The organism is Sorangium sp. So ce1504 (assembly GCF_051521635.1).
GTDB classification, from domain to species: domain Bacteria; phylum Myxococcota_A; class Polyangia; order Polyangiales; family Polyangiaceae; genus Sorangium; species Sorangium cellulosum_B.
This window is the reverse complement of record NZ_CP150365.1, coordinates 7,525,723-7,542,568: the sequence shown is the minus strand read 5'-3', so window position 1 is coordinate 7,542,568 and position 16,846 is coordinate 7,525,723. Positions and strand designations below refer to the sequence as shown.

Sequence of the window (16,846 nt, the reverse complement as noted above, 5' to 3'; positions counted from 1 at the left end):
GGTGACGGGGGGCGAGCACGGCTCGCGTCACTGTGTCGGGAACGGCTCCCAACCAATCACGGACAGGAGTTTTTTTTTCGGATCTGCGTGCCGGGGTGCGCTCCGGAGCACACCCATCGCAAATGTGAAGCAGTGGCAGAATCGAGGCCGACGCGAGCGCCGGCGCGAGCGCGCCCGCCTGTCCACCCGCCGCACCGACGCCACGCTCGTGGAGAGGAGACCCGCGGCGGTTCGTTCACGACACACGGCGATGTCCGGCGACGGATTGGCCAGTTGGCTGTGCGACCAGGGCAATCACGGTGATGCAGGGCAGGGCAGCGCAGCGCAAGAAGCATGAGGGCGGAAGGTGGACGGAAATCCGTTGAACGGAGATGTGCTGTGAAGGGCATTATTATGCCGTTGACTGACACAAACTTTGTCACGTATGTTTATCAAGGGTGACGCTGGTTGAGGGGTGGCGTCGCACCAGACGTGCAGACGTGTAGACGTGACCGATGACGCGGATCGTCCAGGCGTGCTCTTGTGCGCCCGCGACGCAGCGGTGCGAGGCTCGGGCGCGCGATGGCCCCAGGGAGACGGCGCTTGTGTCAGTGTTTTTAAGCACTCATTCCAAGCTCTCCCACGGTCGAGGCGACGGCGGCGTCGGCGCGATGGTGCAGAGAAGGGTTCGAGTGCTCCTCGCTGGCGGCGACGGGCGAGCCGCGCTGCGCGCGAGGGCCGAGGAGCGAGGATCGGCATGAACAGCTGGGATCCCCTGGGTGCGGCGGAGCAGGCCGCGGTCGCGGACGAGATCCTGTCCGTGCTGCGTCACGACCTGCGCAACCGCTTTGCGATCGTCCGGAATGCGTCGTTCTACATCAAGCGGAAGGTCGCGCGTGACGCGGCCTACGCGGCGGATCCGAGGATCGAGGAGTTCTTCGGGATCATCGACGAGGAGGTGGTCGCGGCGAGCGCGCGGCTCGAGGAGTCGGTCGACGCCGCGAGGCTCTTCACGCGCAGGAGCGTGTGCGTGAGCGCGGCGGGCTGCGTGCGCCGCGCGGCGGCGTGCGCGCGCATCGGCGCGTCCGGGGCCCGCATCGTCCTCTCGGCTCAGGACGGCGACGTCGAGGCGGACCCGATCGAGCTCGCCGTCGCGGTGCGGTGCCTGATCGAGAGCGCCGTGGAGTCGACGCCGGGGGACGGCGTGGTCACGGTTCGGGGCACCTCGAGCGCCGCGCGGTACTGCATCGAGGTCACGGACGCGGCGGCTGTCCCCTGCGAGGCGGACAGCGAGGCGATCCTGCGGCCGTTCTACACGACCAAGCCGGGTCACTCCGGCCTGGGGCTGAACATCGCGAGGCGGGTCGCCCGTCGCTACAGCGGGTCGCTCGCCGTCGAGCCTCGGGCGCACGGCTCGTCGGTCGTCATCGCGCTGCCGCTCGCCGCCGCGCCGGTGCTCCGCGACGCCGGATCGGAGCCGGCGCCGTGAGCGTGAGCGGTCCGCCCGCAGGGCGCGCGCCGGCGGCCCGGGAGCCGGCGGCCGTGCCGTTCGCGCGGCGGGCGCGCCCCCGGGCCTCGCTGGTCTCGCTGGTCTCGCTCCTGCTCGCGTCGACGGCGGCCGCGCCCGCGGAGCCGGAGCGGACGGAGGCAGAGGACGAGGCGGCGCGGCCGCCGATCGAGGAGCTATTCCTTGGCGAGACGGCCTTTCCGCAGGAGGCGCTCGAGCTGCAGATCACGAGCGCGCCGAGGTGGGAACGCGACGGGCGCCAGGTCGGCTTCCGCATCCCGCTGCTGCTGGAGCTCGGGATCACCGATCGTCTGCAGCTCGGGGGAGAGCTCCCCCTGGAGCTCGCGCGCCAGGACAGCGGCGTCGTGGCCGGGCTCGGCTCTGTCGAGCTGGAGGCCCTGTACAACCTCGTCAACGAGCGGGGGCTCGGGCTCGCGCTGTCCGCGGGGCTCGGGGCCGCGCTCCCCGCCGGCGCGCGCGAGCTCGGCGCGCCGGGTTACGCGCTGGAGCCGTTCGTGAGCCTCGACAAGGCGATCGGGCGCGTGCACGTGGGCATCTCCGCGTCGGCCGAGATCCGGCTCCCGGCCGCCGGGAGCGACGCCACGGAGCTCAGCCCCGGCGCCTCGCTGGGCGTGATCCTGCCGCTCGGCGACGTGGTGCCGACCCTCGAGCTCGCCGCCGAGATCGAAGACACGACGTCGCTGCTCCTCGCGCCCGGCGTGCTCTGGCACCCGGCGCCCGGCCTGGAGCTCGGCGCCGCGCTCGAGCTCGGCCTCGCGGGGGAGACGCCCGACGCCGGGCTCATGCTCCTCGTCACGAGGGAGTTCGAGCTCGCGGGCGACGGCGACGACCACGTGAAGCACGCAAGCAGGAGCCGCTCCCCATGAGCATTCGAGCCACACTGGCCGCCATCTTCGGCGTCGCGCTGGCGGCGGTCCTCGTCGCCGGCGGCGCCTTCTACTTCGCCATCGCGGAGATGCTCGTCTTTCAGCGGCGCGCCGAGGCGTCCTACGACGACCTGAAGCTGCACGTCACCCTCGCCAGCAACGCCAGCCGCTACATGAACGAGGCGGTCAAGTCGGTGCTCCACGGCAGCCTCAACGCGGAGCTCACGAGCGCGGCCGAGGCCACGTCGCGCGATCTCGACGCCATCGAGGCGCGCAAGAGGGCGATGATCGCCGACGAGGAGATCAGGGAGAGCGACGAGGAATCGACGGAGGAGATCGAGCACATCGGCCTCATGCGAGCGAGCTTTGCGCGGATCGTCGAAGGCGTGGCGGCCGCGACCCATGTCGAGCGCGAGCGCACGAACGAGCGGCACGAGATGCTCGTGCAGCTCGCCGACCGCGAGTACAAGTCGGAGTTCCTCCCGCACATCAGCGCGGCCGTGCACGACGCGGAGCGCGACGTGGCCAGGATCCTCGACGACGAGCGCCACCTCCGGGCGCGGGTGGCGTTGCTCGGCGCGGCGGCGACCGGCGGCGCGCTGCTCGTCCTCGTCGTGCTGCTCGGGCGGCTCCTCCGCTCGGTGGACCGCGGCTTCAACTCGCTGCTCGACGGCTCCCGGCGGATCGCCCAAGGGGATCTCGGGCTGCGCCTCTCGGTGCTCGATGAGCACGAGTTCGGTCGCATGAGCGCGGCGTTCAACGAGATGGCCTCCAGCCTCCGCGACGCCCAGGAGGCCAGGATGCGCATGGAGAAGCTCGCGGCGGTGGGGCAGCTCGCGGCGAGCGTCGGGCACGACCTGAGGAACCCGCTCGGCGCCGTCCGGAACGCGAACCATTACCTCAAGAAGCGGATTGTAGGGACCGAGCTCGGCGCGGAGCCCCGCGTGGCGCAGTTCCTCTCGATCATCGAGAAAGAGCTCGCGGCGTGCGCCAAGATCATCGACAACCTGCTCGACTTCGCGCGCGAGCGGCGGCCGCGCTTCGCGGCGTGCGCGCTGAGGCCCCTCGTGGACGACGCCATCTCGGTCGTCGAGATCCCGCCGCGCGTGCGCGTCGACAACGACGTACCGGACACGCTCCCTGTCGTGGAGATCGACAAGGACCAGTTCCGGCAGGTGCTCGTGAACCTGATCCAGAACGCGGCCGAGGCGATCCCGGCCGAGCGCGAGGGGCGCGTGCGCATCGCCGCGGAGCGGACGGGCGACGGGGTGACGCTCTCGGTCGTCGACGATGGGACGGGCATCTCCGAGGAGACGCTCGCGCGGATCTTCGAGCCGCTGTTCAGCACCAAGCTGAAGGGGACGGGCCTCGGCCTGGCGATCAGCGCCGGGATCGTGGAGCGGCACGGCGGCAAGATCGAGGCGACGAGCGCGCTCGGCAACGGCACGACCTTCGTCGTGCGGCTGCCGGTGCGCGAGGAGCCGGAGGCCGCGGAGCCAGCGCTGACGCCGACCGGAACTCAGGGCGTATGACGGGGGGACAAGCCATGCAGGTGCAGGAGGCCGCGCAGCGGGGCAAGCGGGTGCTCGTGATCGACGACGAGGAGGGCATGCGCATCACGCTCGCCGCCAGCCTCGAGCTCGAGGGCTACGAGGTGGTGGAGGCGAGGGACGGCATCCACGCGCTCGAGCTCGTCCGGCAGCAGGCGTTCACGCTGGTCATCAGCGACATCCGCATGCCCGGGCTCAACGGCGTCGAGACGTTCCGGGAGCTCAAGAGGATCCAGCCGGAGCTCACCGTCGTGCTGATGACCGCGTTCGCGCTCGAGAGGCTCATCGAGGAGGCGATCGCCGAGGGCGTGTACACGGTGATCCACAAGCCGTTCTCGATGGACCACCTCGCGCGCATCGTCGCTCGCGCGGTGGACTCGCCGGCCGTCCTCGTGGTGGACGACATCCCGAAGGTCGCCGACTCGATCGTGGCGGTGCTCCGGGCCGCGGGGCTGTCGGCCCTCGCCGTCCACGATGGGCGGGCCGCCGTCCAGTACGTCGTCGAGCGAGGCATCGACGTCTGCGTGCTCGATCTCGTCATGCCCGATCAGGACGGCGTGACGACGTGCGCGCAGATGCGGGGGCTGAAGAAGCGCGTCACGGTGATCGCCATGACCGGCCACGCGGTCCCGGAGATGGTCAGCGCGATCATGAGCAAGGGCGGGTACGCGTGCCTGCACAAGCCGTTCGACGCGCGCGAGCTCATCCACACGATCGCCCGCGCGCGCGGGGACGCGGCGCATCGATGACGGCGACGTCGCGCTGGCGTCGGCTCAGGTAGCGCTCGGCCAGCTGGCCAGCTCTGCCGCGCGCAGGTGCTGCTCCGCGGCGCGCGCGGGGTCGTCGCCCCGCGCGAAGTGGTCGGCCAGCACCATCGGATCCTGCTCGCCGGCCTCGAGCAGCCACTCGCCGGCGAGCCGGTGGCCGAGCGCCCGGTCGCGATCCGTCAGCATCGCGTAGGCCCCCTCCCGCAAGAGCGGGTGGCAGAAGGCGATCTCCTCCTCGCCCGCGAACCGGGAGCTCGGCCGGCGCTCGATGATCTCGCGCTCGACCAGCTCGGCCCACGCGTCACGCTCGCTCGTCCCCGACGTCCCGGCGCCGAGCAACGCGCGCACGCCGCCCACCCAGGCGACCTCCCCGAAGACGCTCGCCGCCCGCAGCTGCCGCCGCGCCTCGGGCCCGAGCGCCGCGAGGCGCGCCTCCGCCATGCCCAGCACCGTCTCCGGCAGCGCGCCGCCGCGCCCTTCCGAAAGGGCCCGGATGAGCTCCTCGAGATAGAAGGCGTTGCCACCGGCCCGCTGGATGAGCGCGGAGATCTCCCCGGGCGCGAGCTGCCTGCCCGCGCCGCCGAGCGCGCTTCGCACGAGCTGCTCGGCCGCGCGGGCGGGCAGCTCGCGCAACCGGAGCTCCGAGAGGCCCCGCTCGGCCCAGAGCCTCGGGAAGGCCGCGTGAACCTCGGGCCGGGCGAAGGCGAGCAGCGCGTACGGCCGGTCGCCGAGCTCCCGCAGCGCCCGGTCGAAGATCCCCATCGAGGGCGCGTCCCCCCAGTGGAGATCCTCGAGCACGACGAGCACGGGGCGCGCGGCCGTCACGGCGCGCGCGTAGTCGAGGTACGCGCGCTGGATCCCCTCGGCCATCAGCGCCGGATTGTGCCGCGCGGCCCGCAGCGCCGGCAGGTCCTCGTCGGGGAGGGGGGCGACGCCGAGCAGCTCGCCCAGGAACCCGCCCACCCGTAGCCCTTCCTCGCCCGAGAAGAGCGGCGCGAGGGCCTGCGCGAGCTTCCGTCGCCGCGCGTCGACGGCCTCGCCCGCGGCGATCCCGAGCGCGCCCCGCAGCGACCCGGCGAGCATCGCGAACGCGGCGCCCGTGCCGATGGAGTCGCCGCGGACGACGCTCAGGCTCACGTCGGGGTGGCGCTGGCGCAGCACCTCGACGGCCTCGTGGCGCAGGCGCGATTTGCCCATGCCCGCCGCGGCGGTCACCAGCGCCACCGCGGCGCGCCGCTCGGCGAAGCTCTCGTCGACGAGGTCGAGCAGGTGGCGCAGCTCCCGCTCGCGCCCGACGTGGGGGCTCGGCTTGCCCAGGAGCTTGCGCGGCCCCTCGCCGATCTCGCGCTCCGCCTTGAGCCAGGAGAGCCCGCCCCGCTCCACGACCTCGAAGCGCACGTCGAGCAGCGCGCGCGTCACCGCGTCGATGTGGACCCCCTCGCGCCGGCTCTCCGCGCGGCCGGTCGCGGCGGCCTCGTCGAGCAGGGCGGCCGCCCTGTCCAGCACCTCGCTGAGCGGCGATCGACCCGCCGGCTCGCCCCACCCCGTCACCAGCACGACCGCCGCGCCGGGGAGCTGCGCGCAGATCTCGAGCGCGCAGCGCGCCACGAGCGCCGCCTGGTCGGTCGCGTTGCCCGCGCTCGCCACGAGCGTCACCACGATCTCGTCGCCGAGCTCCTCCACCTGCGCGCTCAGCGGCATCGCCGCGCGGCGCACCACGGCGAGCGTGTTCGGCGGTGACGCGTGCAGATCGAGCGACTCTGTCGACTCGAAGAACGAGGCTTGCGCCGGCCGGACCGCCACCATCGAGACCAGGCGCTTCTCGCCCGTGGTGATGACCGCGCCGGGAAGGGGGGCCGAGGACACCTTGCTCCTCGTCCAGGCGCCGAGCGTGTCCAGGGTGCGCGCCACGGCCGCGCCGTCCTCGGGCCGCGCCGAGGGATCCTTGGCCAGCATCTGCGCGACGAGCTCGTCGAGCGCGTGGGGCACGTCGGGCCGCAGCTCCCTCGCCCTCGGCGGCTCCTCCAGGAGCAGCTTCCACACGAGCGCCATCGGGTGTTGCTTGCGGAACGCCGGCTTCCCGGTGAGGCACTCGTAGAGCACGCATCCGAGCGAGAAGATGTCCGCGCGCGCGTCCAGGCTGTCCCGCTCGCCCCGCGCCTGCTCCGGCGCCATGTAGCCCAGCGTGCCCAGCACCGCCGCCGTCCGCGTCAGCCGCTTCGAGGCGTCCGCCAGCTGCGCGATGCCGAAGTCGAGGAGCTTGACCCGATCGAGCGCGCCTTCGACCAGGAAGAGGTTGCTGGGCTTGATGTCGCGGTGCACGATCCCGCGCGCGTGCGCCGCGCCGAGCGCGTCTGCCACCGTCCTCACGAGGGCGATCGACTCGTCGATGCGCAGCTCCTGCCGCGCCAGCCGATCCGAGAGGCTCTCGCCGGAGAGCCACTCCATCGCGAGGTACAGCTCCCCCGTCGGCGCCATGCCGTGCGTCGCGTACCGCACGATGTGGGGGTGCTCCAGCCGGGAGAGCGTCTCTGCCTCGCGGAGAAAGCGCGCCTGCGCGCGCGCGTCCGCCGCCCTGCGCAGCAGCTTGACGGCGACCACCGTCCCGCTCGAGCGATCGAAGGCCCGGTAAACGGTGCCCATGCCTCCGGATCCGGCGATCTCCGCCAGCTCGAAGCGGCCGTCCAGCAGCCTGCCAGGCAGCATGCGCGTGAAGGATGCACTCTCACTGGAGCGTGAGGCAAGGCGGACGAACGGTGCGAATGTGCCGTGGCACCTGCGCGGGGCGCGATGGCGGACTCGGCCGGCGCGGACGCGCGTCGTGCGCGTCGCCCTGATTCCGAGCTCCGCGAGGATCCTGGCCCGATCTCGCTCCCTCGTTCACGACGCAGCCGGCCTGTCGGGAGGCTGGGTTGTCTCGATGCGTTATGTTTTCGGGTCGGCGCCCGATCCGCGCCGGAGCTGCTCCAGCAAGAGCGGCATCGCGCCGGTGCCGGCCGCGAGGAGGCGCTCGTCGAGCGTGGCCAGGCCGCAGCGGAACTCATAGACCCTGAGGTGCGCCTCGTTGTGGAAGTACCTGAGGTTCAGGCTGGCGCCCGTGGCGGCGTCGATATCCATGGCGACGATGCGGAACCCTGCTTTCAGCTTGGCGATGAGCACCGCGTTGTTGCCAGGGGCGTGCTCGCTGACCACGTAGTCGAAGCCGAGCTCTCGCGTGTAGGCGAGGACCCGGCGGAGGAACTCCCGGTACAGGCCGCGCCGGCGGTAGTCGGGGTGAACGGCCGAGTGCCACATGCGGTAGGTCTCTGCGTCCCTCTGGTGGCCCGAGAACATGGCCACGACCGCCTCGCCGTCGCGCACCGCCCAGAAGTCTGCGAGGCGGTCGGCTCCCTCCGACGCCGTGAGGCGGGCGCGGGCGCGCTCGCCCTCCTCGCCGGACAGCGCCCCGAGGTTGAAGAACACCTCGGGCGGGAAATGGCGGAGCAGCTCGGCTTTGTGCAGCGCCCAGTAGGCCTCGCCGTCGGCGAGGCGCTCGAGCGGGTAGAGGCCTCCGAGCGGCTCGCCGAAGTGCTTCTGTCGAATCGGAACGACCCAGTCCCACGCGGTGCTCATGGATCGAGCCCTATCATGGCGGCTCGCTCCACCCCAAGAAGGCCGTCCGCGGAGGCGCTCAGTCCGTTCAAAGGCCCGATCGCGGCGTGGACCGCGTTGGACAGGAGCCGTTACGAAGCGCTGTCGCCGCGATCGAGGTCGAGCCGCATGGCGCAGCGCTGCGTCGGGTCGAGGCCCTGGCGCGCCTCGTTCTCGAGGATCTCCGCGAGCCGCGGGGACGCCTCGGCCGGCGACAGCTCGCGGAAGCCCATCGAGGCGTAGAACGGCCCGTTCCAGGGGACGGTCCGGAAGGTGGTCAGGGTCATCGCCTTCAGCCTCGCGGCCCGCGCCCACGCGATGACGTGGGCGAGCAGGCGTCGCCCCAGCCCTCGCCCCTGGCGGTCGAGGACGACGTCGAGCTCGCGGATGTGGAGCTCCTCGCCGGCCGCCTCGGCGCCCAGGAACGCGATCGGCTCGCCGGCGCCGTCGTCCATCACCCAGAGCGTCCCGGCCCGGAGCGCGCCGCGCCAGCCCTCCGCCGGCGTCACGTTCGCCAGGGCCTCGACGTCGAGGTCCGTCCCCCGGAACGCGTCGCTCGCCGAGCGCTCGATCTCGGGCAGGTGAGGCAGGTCGGACTCGACGGCAGGTCGGATGAACGTCGATGTCATCGGGGCTGCGCAGGCTAGGCAGCCACGGGCGCCCCCGCAACCTCGGGGCGCGACGGGGCTCCGGGGGAGGGCGACCCCGGGGGGCCGTCGCGCCGCGCGCCGCGGCTGCTCGGGCCGCCGTGGGCGAAAGAGCAGCGTCGATTGAACGTTCCGCGAGCGTCCGGGAACTGAGGTCCATCCAGTCACGCCGCGGCGCCCCCACGGAGGGAGGCCCGAGGCGTGCTCGCAAGGAGCCACAGATGACGCTCGTCTCCTCGGCCCGCGCGGCGCGGAGCTCCGCGCCGCGATCCGCCCGGCGCCGGCTCGTGAAGCCGCTCCTCGGCCTCACGGTCTTCGCGGCGCTCTTCGTCGTGCTCGCGTGGCGGCTCGACAGGCCCTCTGTGGCCGCCGGGCCGCTCGACGCGGCGGCCGGGAACCCGCTCGGCCAGCTCTCCCGCGACGCCGCCGACCGGGCGCCCATCGCCGGCCTGGTCGAGGAGCGACTCCCGGCCGGCTCGTACACCTATGTCGCCGTGCGCACCGGCGAGAACCTCACATGGGCTGTCACCGTCGGCGACGCGCCGCCGCCCGGCACCCCGGTGCAGGTGCGGAGCATGGGCCGCAAGGCGAATTTCCACTCACGCCGCCTCGCGAGGACGTTCCCGGACCTCGTCTTCGGGATCGTCTCGCGCGCTGACTGAGCCTTCCGGCCACGGACAGAGTCCCCGACAACGGACAGAGGAGAGAGGACCATGATCATGACGACATGTGGATTCGACCAGATGCCGAGCGCGACGATCGAGCGCTCCTCGCGCGTGCTCGCCGCCGTCATCGCGGCGCTCGGCGCGATGACGGCGGGGTGCGGCTCCGATTCCGGCGCGAAGGCGGCCGACGCTCCCCTGCCCGAGTGCACGGGGGGCGTGCTCGAAGCCGATCTGGAGATGGACACGCTGAGCGGGCCCGGCGTCGATCCGGCGACCGGGAAGCTCCGGCCGCCTCCGGAGGGGTCGTCGTACGCGGTCAGCGCCACGTACGGGGTGACGCGGCCGGGCGACGCCGTGATGGAGCGATACGTGCCAATCTTCGAGGCAATCCATGCGCAGCTCGCGTCGCAGCCCGGCCTCCTGGCCATCCAGCTGGGCGGGTCGCCCTCCTGCGGCTCCGGGCGCACGCTGGCCGTGTGGGCCTCGACCGAGGCGATGTACGAGTTCGTCATGAGCCCGGCCCACCTCGCCGGGGTCGACGCCGCGGACGAGCTGCTCGAGCCCGGCTATGTAGTCACCCACTGGGAAACCGCCGAGATCGAGGGGATCACCGTCGAAGACTCGGTACGTCGCATCAAGGCGCTCGCCGCCGCGGCGCCATGAGCCGGTGCCGCGGCGGCCACGCGCACCGCGCGCCGAAGGGTCGACCCCGGGCTCAGCGGGCGGCCGCGCGCTGCGCGCTGAGGCGGCTCATCGCGTAGGCGAGCCCGCTCTGGAGCGTGCCTTGCGTGGTGATCCGGCCGAAGTCGATGCCCAGCCCGACCAGCGTCCTGGCGATCTCCGGGCCGATGCCCACCATCACGCTCCGGCAGCCGAGCAGCTCTGCCGCCTGCACGGCGCGCACCAGGTGGCGCGCCACGGCGGAGTCGATCACCGGCACGCCGGTGATGTCGAGGATCACGAACTCCGCGCGCCGCTGCCCGATGGCCGCGAGCAGGCTCTCCAGCGCCTGGGCCGCGCGCCGATCGCTCATCTCGCCGACCAGCGGGATGAGCAGGATCCCCTCCCAGACCTGGATGACCGGCATGGCCACCCGATCGAGCAGCTCCGCCTGCATCTGGATGATCGCGCGCTGCTCCCGGTTCTCGGCCGCCATCCGCTCGGCCTCCATGTGCCGCTGCTTCAGGTCGGTGATGTCCGTGATGAGCCCGCACAGGCCGACCACCTCCCCCTGAGCGTTCTTCATGGGGAACTTGCGCGTCCAGATCGTGCGCGCCACCCCGTCCGAGCCCGTGGCGCTCTCCTCGTTCTCGCTCGGCTCACCCGAGTTGAAGACGACGTCGTCGTAGCTCCAGAAGACCTCGGCCTGCTCCTTCGGCCAGTAGTCCGGGTCGCTGCGGCCTATCAGATCGTCGTAGCGCTGCCCGATCAACCTGCAGAAGCCCGGATTGCAGGCGATCCAGCGATGTTGCCGATCTTTGACGAAGATGGGATCCGGGATGGTGTCGATCACGAGCTGGAGCAGCCCGAAGGTCTTCCAGTCCGAGACGTCGATGCAGCGGAGTGTGAACGCCATTCAGCCAAGCCCATCTCCCCCGACCCCGACCAGCCTCCCTTTATCAGCCATCGTGGATGGCCATGCAAGGGCAGAAATGCGGCGGATCACCGCGGAGACCCGGAGACGTGTGCCCCGCTTCAGGGAGCGCCTGAGTGTCCCTCGCCTTGCTAACTACCGCTACATGACGACGCGAGGGTTCGACGGGAGGCGCGCGGCGGCCGGACAGCTCGCGATCGCGTGGGTGCTCGCGCGGCAGCCGGAGTTCGTCCCGTGATCGGGGCGAAGACCCGTGCGCAGCTCGACGATGCGTTCGCCGCGCTCAAGCGGCCGCTCTCGAGGGACGACCTGGCGTTGCTCGAGGCGCTGGCGGCGATCTCCGCCGATCGCTGCGGCGCGGAGCAGATGCGGCGCCTGGACAGCGAGCGGCGGTGAACCCGCAGCGCGGCTCAGGCGTGACAGCGCGGCGCGGCAGCGACCTCGGCGCGCCGCCCTCCCGGAGGTCCCCCGTGCCGTCGTCGACGAGATCGAGCTCTCCGTCCAGATTCGACCGCGAGGCGTGATCAGTCCGGCACGGTCCGGGAATTCATCGAGGCCGTTCGGCAAGCCTCTTTCCAAAGGAGGCCTCTACAGATAAAACTCGCCACCTCGCCGATCCATTCCCCGCGCTCTGCAAAAGGAAAGATCGAGCGATGGCGCCCGGGGGCAGGTGTCACTGCCCGGCGGGATGCCTTTGTCGAGGCACATTGGACCGCTGGGGGCCCCTGGAGTCCCGTCCTGCATGAGAATCGTCGATATCCGCGCCACCACCGTCACCGTGCCGCTGGAGGCGCCCTTGCGCCACGCCAACGGCTGTCACTGGGGCCGCTTCGTGCGCACGATCGTCGAGATCGAGGCGGATAACGGGCTGATCGGCCTCGGTGAGATGGGCGGCGGCGGCGAGTCGGCCGAGGCCGTGTTCCGGGCGATGAAGGGCTACCTCGTCGGCCACGATCCCGCCCGCCTCGAGGAGATGCGGTTCAAGATCGCGAACCCGACCGCCTCTCTTTACAACAACCGCACCCAGGTCCTCGCCGCGCTGGAGTTCGCGTGCCTCGACCTGCTCGGGCAGGCCTTCGGCGTGCCGGTCCACGATCTCCTCGGCGGCAAGCTGCAGGACGAGGTGCCGTTCGCGTCCTACCTCTTCTTCCGCTACCCGAACGCCGACGGGTCAGGCGAGGTGCGGACGCCAACGCAGCTCGTCGAGCAGGCGAAGGCGCTGAAGAAGACGTACGGGTTCACCTCGCACAAGCTCAAGGGCGGCGTGTTCCACCCGGACTACGAGCTCGAGTGTTACCGCGCGGTCGCCGCCGCCGTGGGCGAGGATCGCGTCCGCTTCGATCCGAACGCGGTCTGGTCGACGGAGCAGGGAATCCGCTTCGGGCAGGCGATCGAGGACCTGAACAACGACTACCTCGAGGACCCCGTCTTCGGCCTCCACGCGATGCGGCGCACCCGCGAGAAGGTGCGGATGCCGCTCGCGACGAACACCGTGGTCGTGGGCTTCGAGCAGCTCGCCGCGAACGTCCTCGACACGGCGGTGGACGTCATCCTGCTCGACACGACGTTCTGGGGCGGCATCCGGCCGTGCGTGAAGGCGGCGGGGATCTGCGAGACGTTCGGCCTCGGCGTCGCCGTCCACTCCTCGGGCGAGCTCGGCGTGCAGCTCGCGACGATGCTGCACCTCGGCGCCGTCATCCCGAACCTCTCGTTCGCCGCCGACGCGCACTATCACCACCTGCGCGACGACGTGATCCAGGGAGGCCCGCTCCCGTACCGGAATGGCCGCATCCGCGTCCCCGCCGGTCCCGGCCTGGGCGTCCGCCTCGATCGCGAGAAGCTCGCTCACTACGCCGAGGAGTACCGCCGGCTGGGCTCCTATCCCTACGACAAGGACCCGCTGCGGCCGGCCTGGTGCGCGACCGTGCCGAACGACCGCTGGGCCGATCCGAAGGACGACCGAACCCCCGAGGTGCCGAGATGACCCTCGCCGAGCGCGTGGCCGCGGCCGTCGACGCCGCGCCCATCATCGATCTTCACACCCACCTCTTCGCGCCCCAGTTCCCCGCGCTGAACCTCTGGGGCGTCGACGAGCTCCTGACGTACCATTACCTCGTCGCCGAGACGCTGCGCGCCGAGCCGAAGGTCACGCCCGAGGCGTTCTTCGCGCTCGACAGGAAGGCGCAGGCCGATCTCGTGTGGGCGTCGCTCTTCGTCCGCCGATCGCCGCTGTCCGAGGCCACCGCGGGCGTGGCGACGGTGCTCGCCGCGTTCGGGCTCGACCCCGCCGCGCCGGATCTGCGCGAGGCCCGCGCCTTCTTTGCCGAGCGCCGGGTCGAGGATCACCTGGAGGACGTGCTGCGGCTCGCGGGCGTGAGCGCGCTCGCGATGACGAACGATCCGACCGACCCGGTGGAGCGCGCGATTTGGGACTCGGGCGCCACGCCCGATCCGCGGTTTTACACCGCGCTGCGCCTCGATCGGCTCATCCACGCGGACGATCTCGCGCCCGAGCTCGAGCGGTGGATCACCCGCATGCGGCCGCGCTACCTGGCGATCTCGGTCAACGAGGTCTCGGCGCCGCCCCGGGCCGTGCTGGACGCGTGCCGCGATCACGGGCTGCCGTTCGCCATGATGATCGGCGTCCGGCGCGCGGTGAACCCCCGCCTCGGCGTGGCCGGCGACGGGGTGAGCACGGTCGACCTGACCCCGCTCGAGCGGCTCGCCGGGGAGAACCCCGACGTGCGCTTCCTCGTCACGACGCTCGCGCGCGAGAACACGCACCCCCTCTGCGTCGTGGCGCGCAAGTTCGCCAACGTCCTGCCGTTCGGCTGCTGGTGGTTCATGAACAACCCGAGCCTCATCGAGGAGACGACGATGATGCGCCTGGAGATGCTCGGGCCGACCTTCGTGCCGCAGCACTCCGACGCGCGCGTCCTCGATCAGCTGATCTACAAGTGGCGCCACTCGCGGCGGTCGATCGCTTCAGCGCTGGCCCGGCGCTACGGGGCGATGCCCGTCCCGCCGACCGACGCGCAGATCGAGCGCGACGCGCGGGCGCTCCTCGGGGGCATCGCGAAGGACTGGCTGGGAGCATGACGAACCGTTTCGACATCTCGGGCCGCACGGCCGTCGTGGTCGGTGGCACCTCCGGTATCGGGCGCGCGATCGCCCTCGGCCTCGCCGAGGCGGGCGCCCACACGGTCGCCACGGGCACCCGCGCGGACCGCGTGCAGGCGGTCGCCGCCGAGATCCGCGGGCGGGGCGTCCGCTCGATCGAGGCGGCGTGCGACGTCAGCGATCGCGCGACGCTCGACGCCCTGCGCGACCGCGTGGTCGAGGCGTTCGGCGGCGTCGACATCCTCGTCAACTGCGCCGGTCGGACCTTCCGGAAGCCCACCGCCGAGGTCGGAGAGGCCGAGTGGGGCAGCCTGCTCGACACGAACGTCACCGGCATGCTGCGCGCCTGCCAGGCCTTCCATGGCCCGTTGAAGGACAGCGGCCGGGGCCGCATCGTCAACATCGCCTCGCTGTCGAGCTTCGTCGCGTTCCACGAGGTCGCGGCCTACGGGGCGTCGAAGGCGGCTGTGCTGGCGCTCACCCGGAGCCTCGGCGCCGAGTGGGCGAAGCACGGTATCCGGACGAACGCGCTCGTGCCGGGCGTGTTCGTGACGGACCTCAACCGCGCCCTCCTCAACGGCACAGGGCGCGGGCAGGAGCTGCTCGCTCGCACGCCCCTCGGCCGCTTCGGCGACACGCAGGAGCTGGTCGGCGCGGCCCTCTTTCTCTGCTCCGACGCGGTGAGCTTCATCACCGGTACGAGCATCACAGTCGACGGTGGATTCCTCGCCTCCGGGGTGAACCAATGACCGCAGCGTCTCCCGTGGCCCCGGCGACCGCCGGCGTCATGTCCCGCACTCGCTGGACCATCTGCGCGCTCCTCTTCTTCGCGACGACGATCAACTACCTCGATCGGCAGCTGTTCTCCCTGCTGATACCGTTCTTCGAGAGCGAGCTGAAGCTCGGGCCGACGGACCTCGCGCTCATCAACGTGAGCTTCCTGCTCTCCTACGGCTTCGGCATGGTGTTCGTCGGTCGCTGGATCGACCGCGTCGGGCCGCGCAAGGGGCTCAGCGCGACGTTCCTGCTCTGGAACATCGCCTCGGCCGGCCACGCCATCGTCGGCAGCTTCGCCGGCTTCGCCGGTATCCGCTTCCTGCTCGGGGTCGGCGAGGCCGGCAACTTCCCGGCCGCCGTCCGCACCGTGGCCGAGTGGTTCCCCAAGAAGGAGAGGGCGCTCGCGACCGGGCTGTTCAACTGCGGCTCCAACGTCGGCGCCATCCTGGCCCCGCTCCTGGCGGTGCGCATCGCGGAGGCATACGGATGGCGGACCTGCTTCCTCATCCTGGGCGGCGTCGGCGTCGTGTGGATCTTCTTCTGGACGCGCCTCTACCGGCGGCCCGAGGAGCACCCGAAGGTATCGCCCGAGGAGCTCGCGCACATCCGCTCCGACGCGAAGGAGGCGACAGAGTCCCTCGGCGTCGGCGAGGTGTTCGGGATGCGGCCCGTCTACGCGGTCGCGGCGGCGAAGTTCTTCACCGACGCGCCGTGGTGGTTCTACCTCACCTGGCTGCCGAAGTTCCTTGTCAGCGAGTTCAACCTGAAGCCGACCTTCATGGCCTACGCCATCCCCGTCGTGTTCCTCGTGGCGGACGGCGGCGCGATCGGCGGCGGCTGGCTGTCCTCCAGGCTCATCGCGAGCGGCCGCTCGGTCGGCGCGGCGCGGAAGCTCGCGATGCTCGCGTGTGCGCTCTCCGCGGTGCCCGTCATGTCCGTCGGGCTCCTCGTCGATGTCCCGAGCGTCGCGGGCATCCCCACGATCTACGTCGCGGTCGCGATCCTGTCGCTCGCCGCGGCAGCGCACCAGGGCTGGAGCAGCAACCTCTACACGCTCGTCTCGGATGCCCTCCCGCGCCCCGCGATGGCCACGGTGGTCGGCGTCATGACCGCGTTCGGCGTCGTCGGCGGCGCGCTCTTCCAGATCTTCGTCGGCTGGGCGCTCACGTCCACGGGCTCGTACGTCCTGCCGTTCCTGCTCGCGGGCACGCTGTACCTCGTCGGCCTGCTGGCGCTGCACCTCATCCTGCCGCGCGTCGAGCCGGTCGCGCCGAAGCGGCGCGTGCCGAGCGCGGCGATCGTCGCTGGCGGCCTGGTGATGCTCGCCAGCATCGCGGGGCTGCAATTCGCCCTCAACCGTCCTGCGTATACCTCTGTCGACCAGTACCGGGCGACGCGGCCGGCCCAGCTGAAAGCGACGGGCGCGCCGGTCGAGGGCCCCGCCGCCCACGTGGGCTGGATGGACGCGCGCTGGTACCTCTGGCCGACGGCCGCGGGGACCAAGGCGGAGCTCGTCAAGTTCGACCGCGATGGGCGACCCATCGTCGAGGGGAAGGGCGCTGCCGCCAAGGGCTACACAGGCCCGTCCGCCGCAGAGGTCGAGTCGTCCCGCGCGCCAGGAGGCGATCGGTAATCACCGCCATCGGCGCGCCTCATCGCGATCTCCGCGATGGCGGTGGCCCCTTGAACCCTGCTTGTCCACCAGCTCTTCCGCCACGCGGCC

15 protein-coding genes are annotated in these 16,846 nt (G+C 71.6%); 11 read left to right on the top strand and 4 right to left on the bottom strand.

Annotated elements, in window-relative coordinates; translation table 11 throughout:
- Positions 1-736 precede the first annotated feature (736 nt).
- From WMF39_RS28350 to WMF39_RS28335, 4 genes are read left to right on the top strand one after another with little or no spacing between them, the layout of a single operon-like run.
- On the top strand, positions 737-1,468 hold the full coding sequence (locus WMF39_RS28350; RefSeq protein WP_437739605.1) for a sensor histidine kinase: 732 nt from the start codon (positions 737-739) through the stop codon (positions 1,466-1,468).
- A complete protein-coding gene (locus WMF39_RS28345) occupies positions 1,465-2,373 on the top strand; it encodes a hypothetical protein (RefSeq protein ID WP_437739604.1) in 909 nt (302 codons plus the stop codon). Before WMF39_RS28350 ends, WMF39_RS28345 begins: the two co-directional genes overlap by 4 nt.
- The gene (locus tag WMF39_RS28340) at positions 2,370-3,905 is read left to right on the top strand and encodes a sensor histidine kinase (protein WP_437739603.1); all 1,536 of its coding nucleotides are present in this window, start codon (positions 2,370-2,372) and stop codon (positions 3,903-3,905) included. The genes WMF39_RS28345 and WMF39_RS28340 overlap by 4 nt, the downstream gene beginning before the upstream one ends.
- 14 nt (positions 3,906-3,919) lie before the next feature.
- The gene (locus tag WMF39_RS28335) at positions 3,920-4,672 is read left to right on the top strand and encodes a response regulator (protein ID WP_437739602.1); all 753 of its coding nucleotides are present in this window, start codon (positions 3,920-3,922) and stop codon (positions 4,670-4,672) included.
- 24 nt (positions 4,673-4,696) lie between these two features.
- On the opposite strand, the gene WMF39_RS28330 is transcribed toward WMF39_RS28335, so the two are convergent.
- The 3 genes from WMF39_RS28330 to WMF39_RS28320 all read right to left on the bottom strand — a co-directional run bounded on the left by WMF39_RS28330 (position 4,697) and on the right by WMF39_RS28320 (position 8,949).
- Positions 4,697-7,396, bottom strand: a complete 2,700-nt coding sequence (locus WMF39_RS28330) for a protein kinase domain-containing protein (RefSeq protein ID WP_437739601.1) — start codon at positions 7,394-7,396, stop codon at positions 4,697-4,699.
- A 219-nt stretch (positions 7,397-7,615) separates the two neighbouring features.
- On the bottom strand, positions 7,616-8,302 hold the full coding sequence (locus WMF39_RS28325) for a GNAT family N-acetyltransferase (RefSeq protein ID WP_437739600.1): 687 nt from the start codon (positions 8,300-8,302) through the stop codon (positions 7,616-7,618).
- 110 nt (positions 8,303-8,412) lie between these two features.
- Positions 8,413-8,949 (bottom strand): GNAT family N-acetyltransferase, encoded by a 537-nt coding sequence (locus tag WMF39_RS28320; RefSeq protein WP_437739599.1) that lies wholly within the window; start codon positions 8,947-8,949, stop codon positions 8,413-8,415.
- A 239-nt stretch (positions 8,950-9,188) separates the two neighbouring features.
- Between WMF39_RS28320 and WMF39_RS28315 the strand changes: the two genes are divergently transcribed.
- Complete coding sequence (locus WMF39_RS28315) at positions 9,189-9,629, top strand: hypothetical protein (RefSeq protein ID WP_437739598.1); 441 nt, start codon at positions 9,189-9,191, stop codon at positions 9,627-9,629.
- A 51-nt stretch (positions 9,630-9,680) separates the two neighbouring features.
- Positions 9,681-10,295 (top strand): antibiotic biosynthesis monooxygenase family protein, encoded by a 615-nt coding sequence (locus tag WMF39_RS28310; RefSeq protein WP_437739597.1) that lies wholly within the window; start codon positions 9,681-9,683, stop codon positions 10,293-10,295.
- Between the two features lie 52 nt (positions 10,296-10,347).
- Here the strand turns inward: WMF39_RS28310 and WMF39_RS28305 are convergent, their stop codons facing one another.
- Complete coding sequence (locus WMF39_RS28305; protein WP_437293066.1) at positions 10,348-11,208, bottom strand: PAS domain-containing protein; 861 nt, start codon at positions 11,206-11,208, stop codon at positions 10,348-10,350.
- Positions 11,209-11,460: 252 nt separating this feature from the next.
- Between WMF39_RS28305 and WMF39_RS28300 the strand changes: the two genes are divergently transcribed.
- The 5 genes from WMF39_RS28300 (at position 11,461) to WMF39_RS28280 (ending at position 16,756) form a co-directional block, all read left to right on the top strand.
- Entirely contained in the window at positions 11,461-11,622 is a 162-nt protein-coding gene (locus tag WMF39_RS28300) for a hypothetical protein (RefSeq protein WP_437739596.1), read from the top strand.
- Positions 11,623-11,968: 346 nt separating this feature from the next.
- A complete protein-coding gene (locus WMF39_RS28295; protein ID WP_437739595.1) occupies positions 11,969-13,210 on the top strand; it encodes an enolase C-terminal domain-like protein in 1,242 nt (413 codons plus the stop codon).
- Complete coding sequence (locus WMF39_RS28290) at positions 13,207-14,325, top strand: hypothetical protein (RefSeq protein ID WP_437739594.1); 1,119 nt, start codon at positions 13,207-13,209, stop codon at positions 14,323-14,325. Before WMF39_RS28295 ends, WMF39_RS28290 begins: the two co-directional genes overlap by 4 nt.
- Entirely contained in the window at positions 14,322-15,095 is a 774-nt protein-coding gene (locus tag WMF39_RS28285; RefSeq protein WP_437739593.1) for an SDR family NAD(P)-dependent oxidoreductase, read from the top strand. Before WMF39_RS28290 ends, WMF39_RS28285 begins: the two co-directional genes overlap by 4 nt.
- 38 nt (positions 15,096-15,133) lie before the next feature.
- Positions 15,134-16,756 (top strand): MFS transporter, encoded by a 1,623-nt coding sequence (locus WMF39_RS28280; RefSeq protein WP_437739592.1) that lies wholly within the window; start codon positions 15,134-15,136, stop codon positions 16,754-16,756.
- The last annotated feature ends 90 nt before the right edge of the window (positions 16,757-16,846 follow it).

What these genes read in the sequence shown, in the direction of transcription:
- WMF39_RS28350 (WP_437739605.1), top strand. Translation starts at nt 737, where the DNA reads ATGAACAGCTGGGATCCCCTGGGTGCGGCGGAGCAGGCCGCGGTCGCG.
- WMF39_RS28340 (WP_437739603.1), top strand. Translation starts at nt 2,370, where the DNA reads ATGAGCATTCGAGCCACACTGGCCGCCATCTTCGGCGTCGCGCTGGCG.
- WMF39_RS28335 (WP_437739602.1), top strand. Translation starts at nt 3,920, where the DNA reads ATGCAGGTGCAGGAGGCCGCGCAGCGGGGCAAGCGGGTGCTCGTGATC.
- WMF39_RS28330 (WP_437739601.1), bottom strand. Translation starts at nt 7,396, where the DNA reads ATGCTGCCTGGCAGGCTGCTGGACGGCCGCTTCGAGCTGGCGGAGATC.
- WMF39_RS28325 (WP_437739600.1), bottom strand. Translation starts at nt 8,302, where the DNA reads ATGAGCACCGCGTGGGACTGGGTCGTTCCGATTCGACAGAAGCACTTC.
- WMF39_RS28320 (WP_437739599.1), bottom strand. Translation starts at nt 8,949, where the DNA reads ATGACATCGACGTTCATCCGACCTGCCGTCGAGTCCGACCTGCCTCAC.
- WMF39_RS28315 (WP_437739598.1), top strand. Translation starts at nt 9,189, where the DNA reads ATGACGCTCGTCTCCTCGGCCCGCGCGGCGCGGAGCTCCGCGCCGCGA.
- WMF39_RS28310 (WP_437739597.1), top strand. Translation starts at nt 9,681, where the DNA reads ATGATCATGACGACATGTGGATTCGACCAGATGCCGAGCGCGACGATC.
- WMF39_RS28305 (WP_437293066.1), bottom strand. Translation starts at nt 11,208, where the DNA reads ATGGCGTTCACACTCCGCTGCATCGACGTCTCGGACTGGAAGACCTTC.
- WMF39_RS28295 (WP_437739595.1), top strand. Translation starts at nt 11,969, where the DNA reads ATGAGAATCGTCGATATCCGCGCCACCACCGTCACCGTGCCGCTGGAG.
- WMF39_RS28290 (WP_437739594.1), top strand. Translation starts at nt 13,207, where the DNA reads ATGACCCTCGCCGAGCGCGTGGCCGCGGCCGTCGACGCCGCGCCCATC.
- WMF39_RS28285 (WP_437739593.1), top strand. Translation starts at nt 14,322, where the DNA reads ATGACGAACCGTTTCGACATCTCGGGCCGCACGGCCGTCGTGGTCGGT.
- WMF39_RS28280 (WP_437739592.1), top strand. Translation starts at nt 15,134, where the DNA reads ATGTCCCGCACTCGCTGGACCATCTGCGCGCTCCTCTTCTTCGCGACG.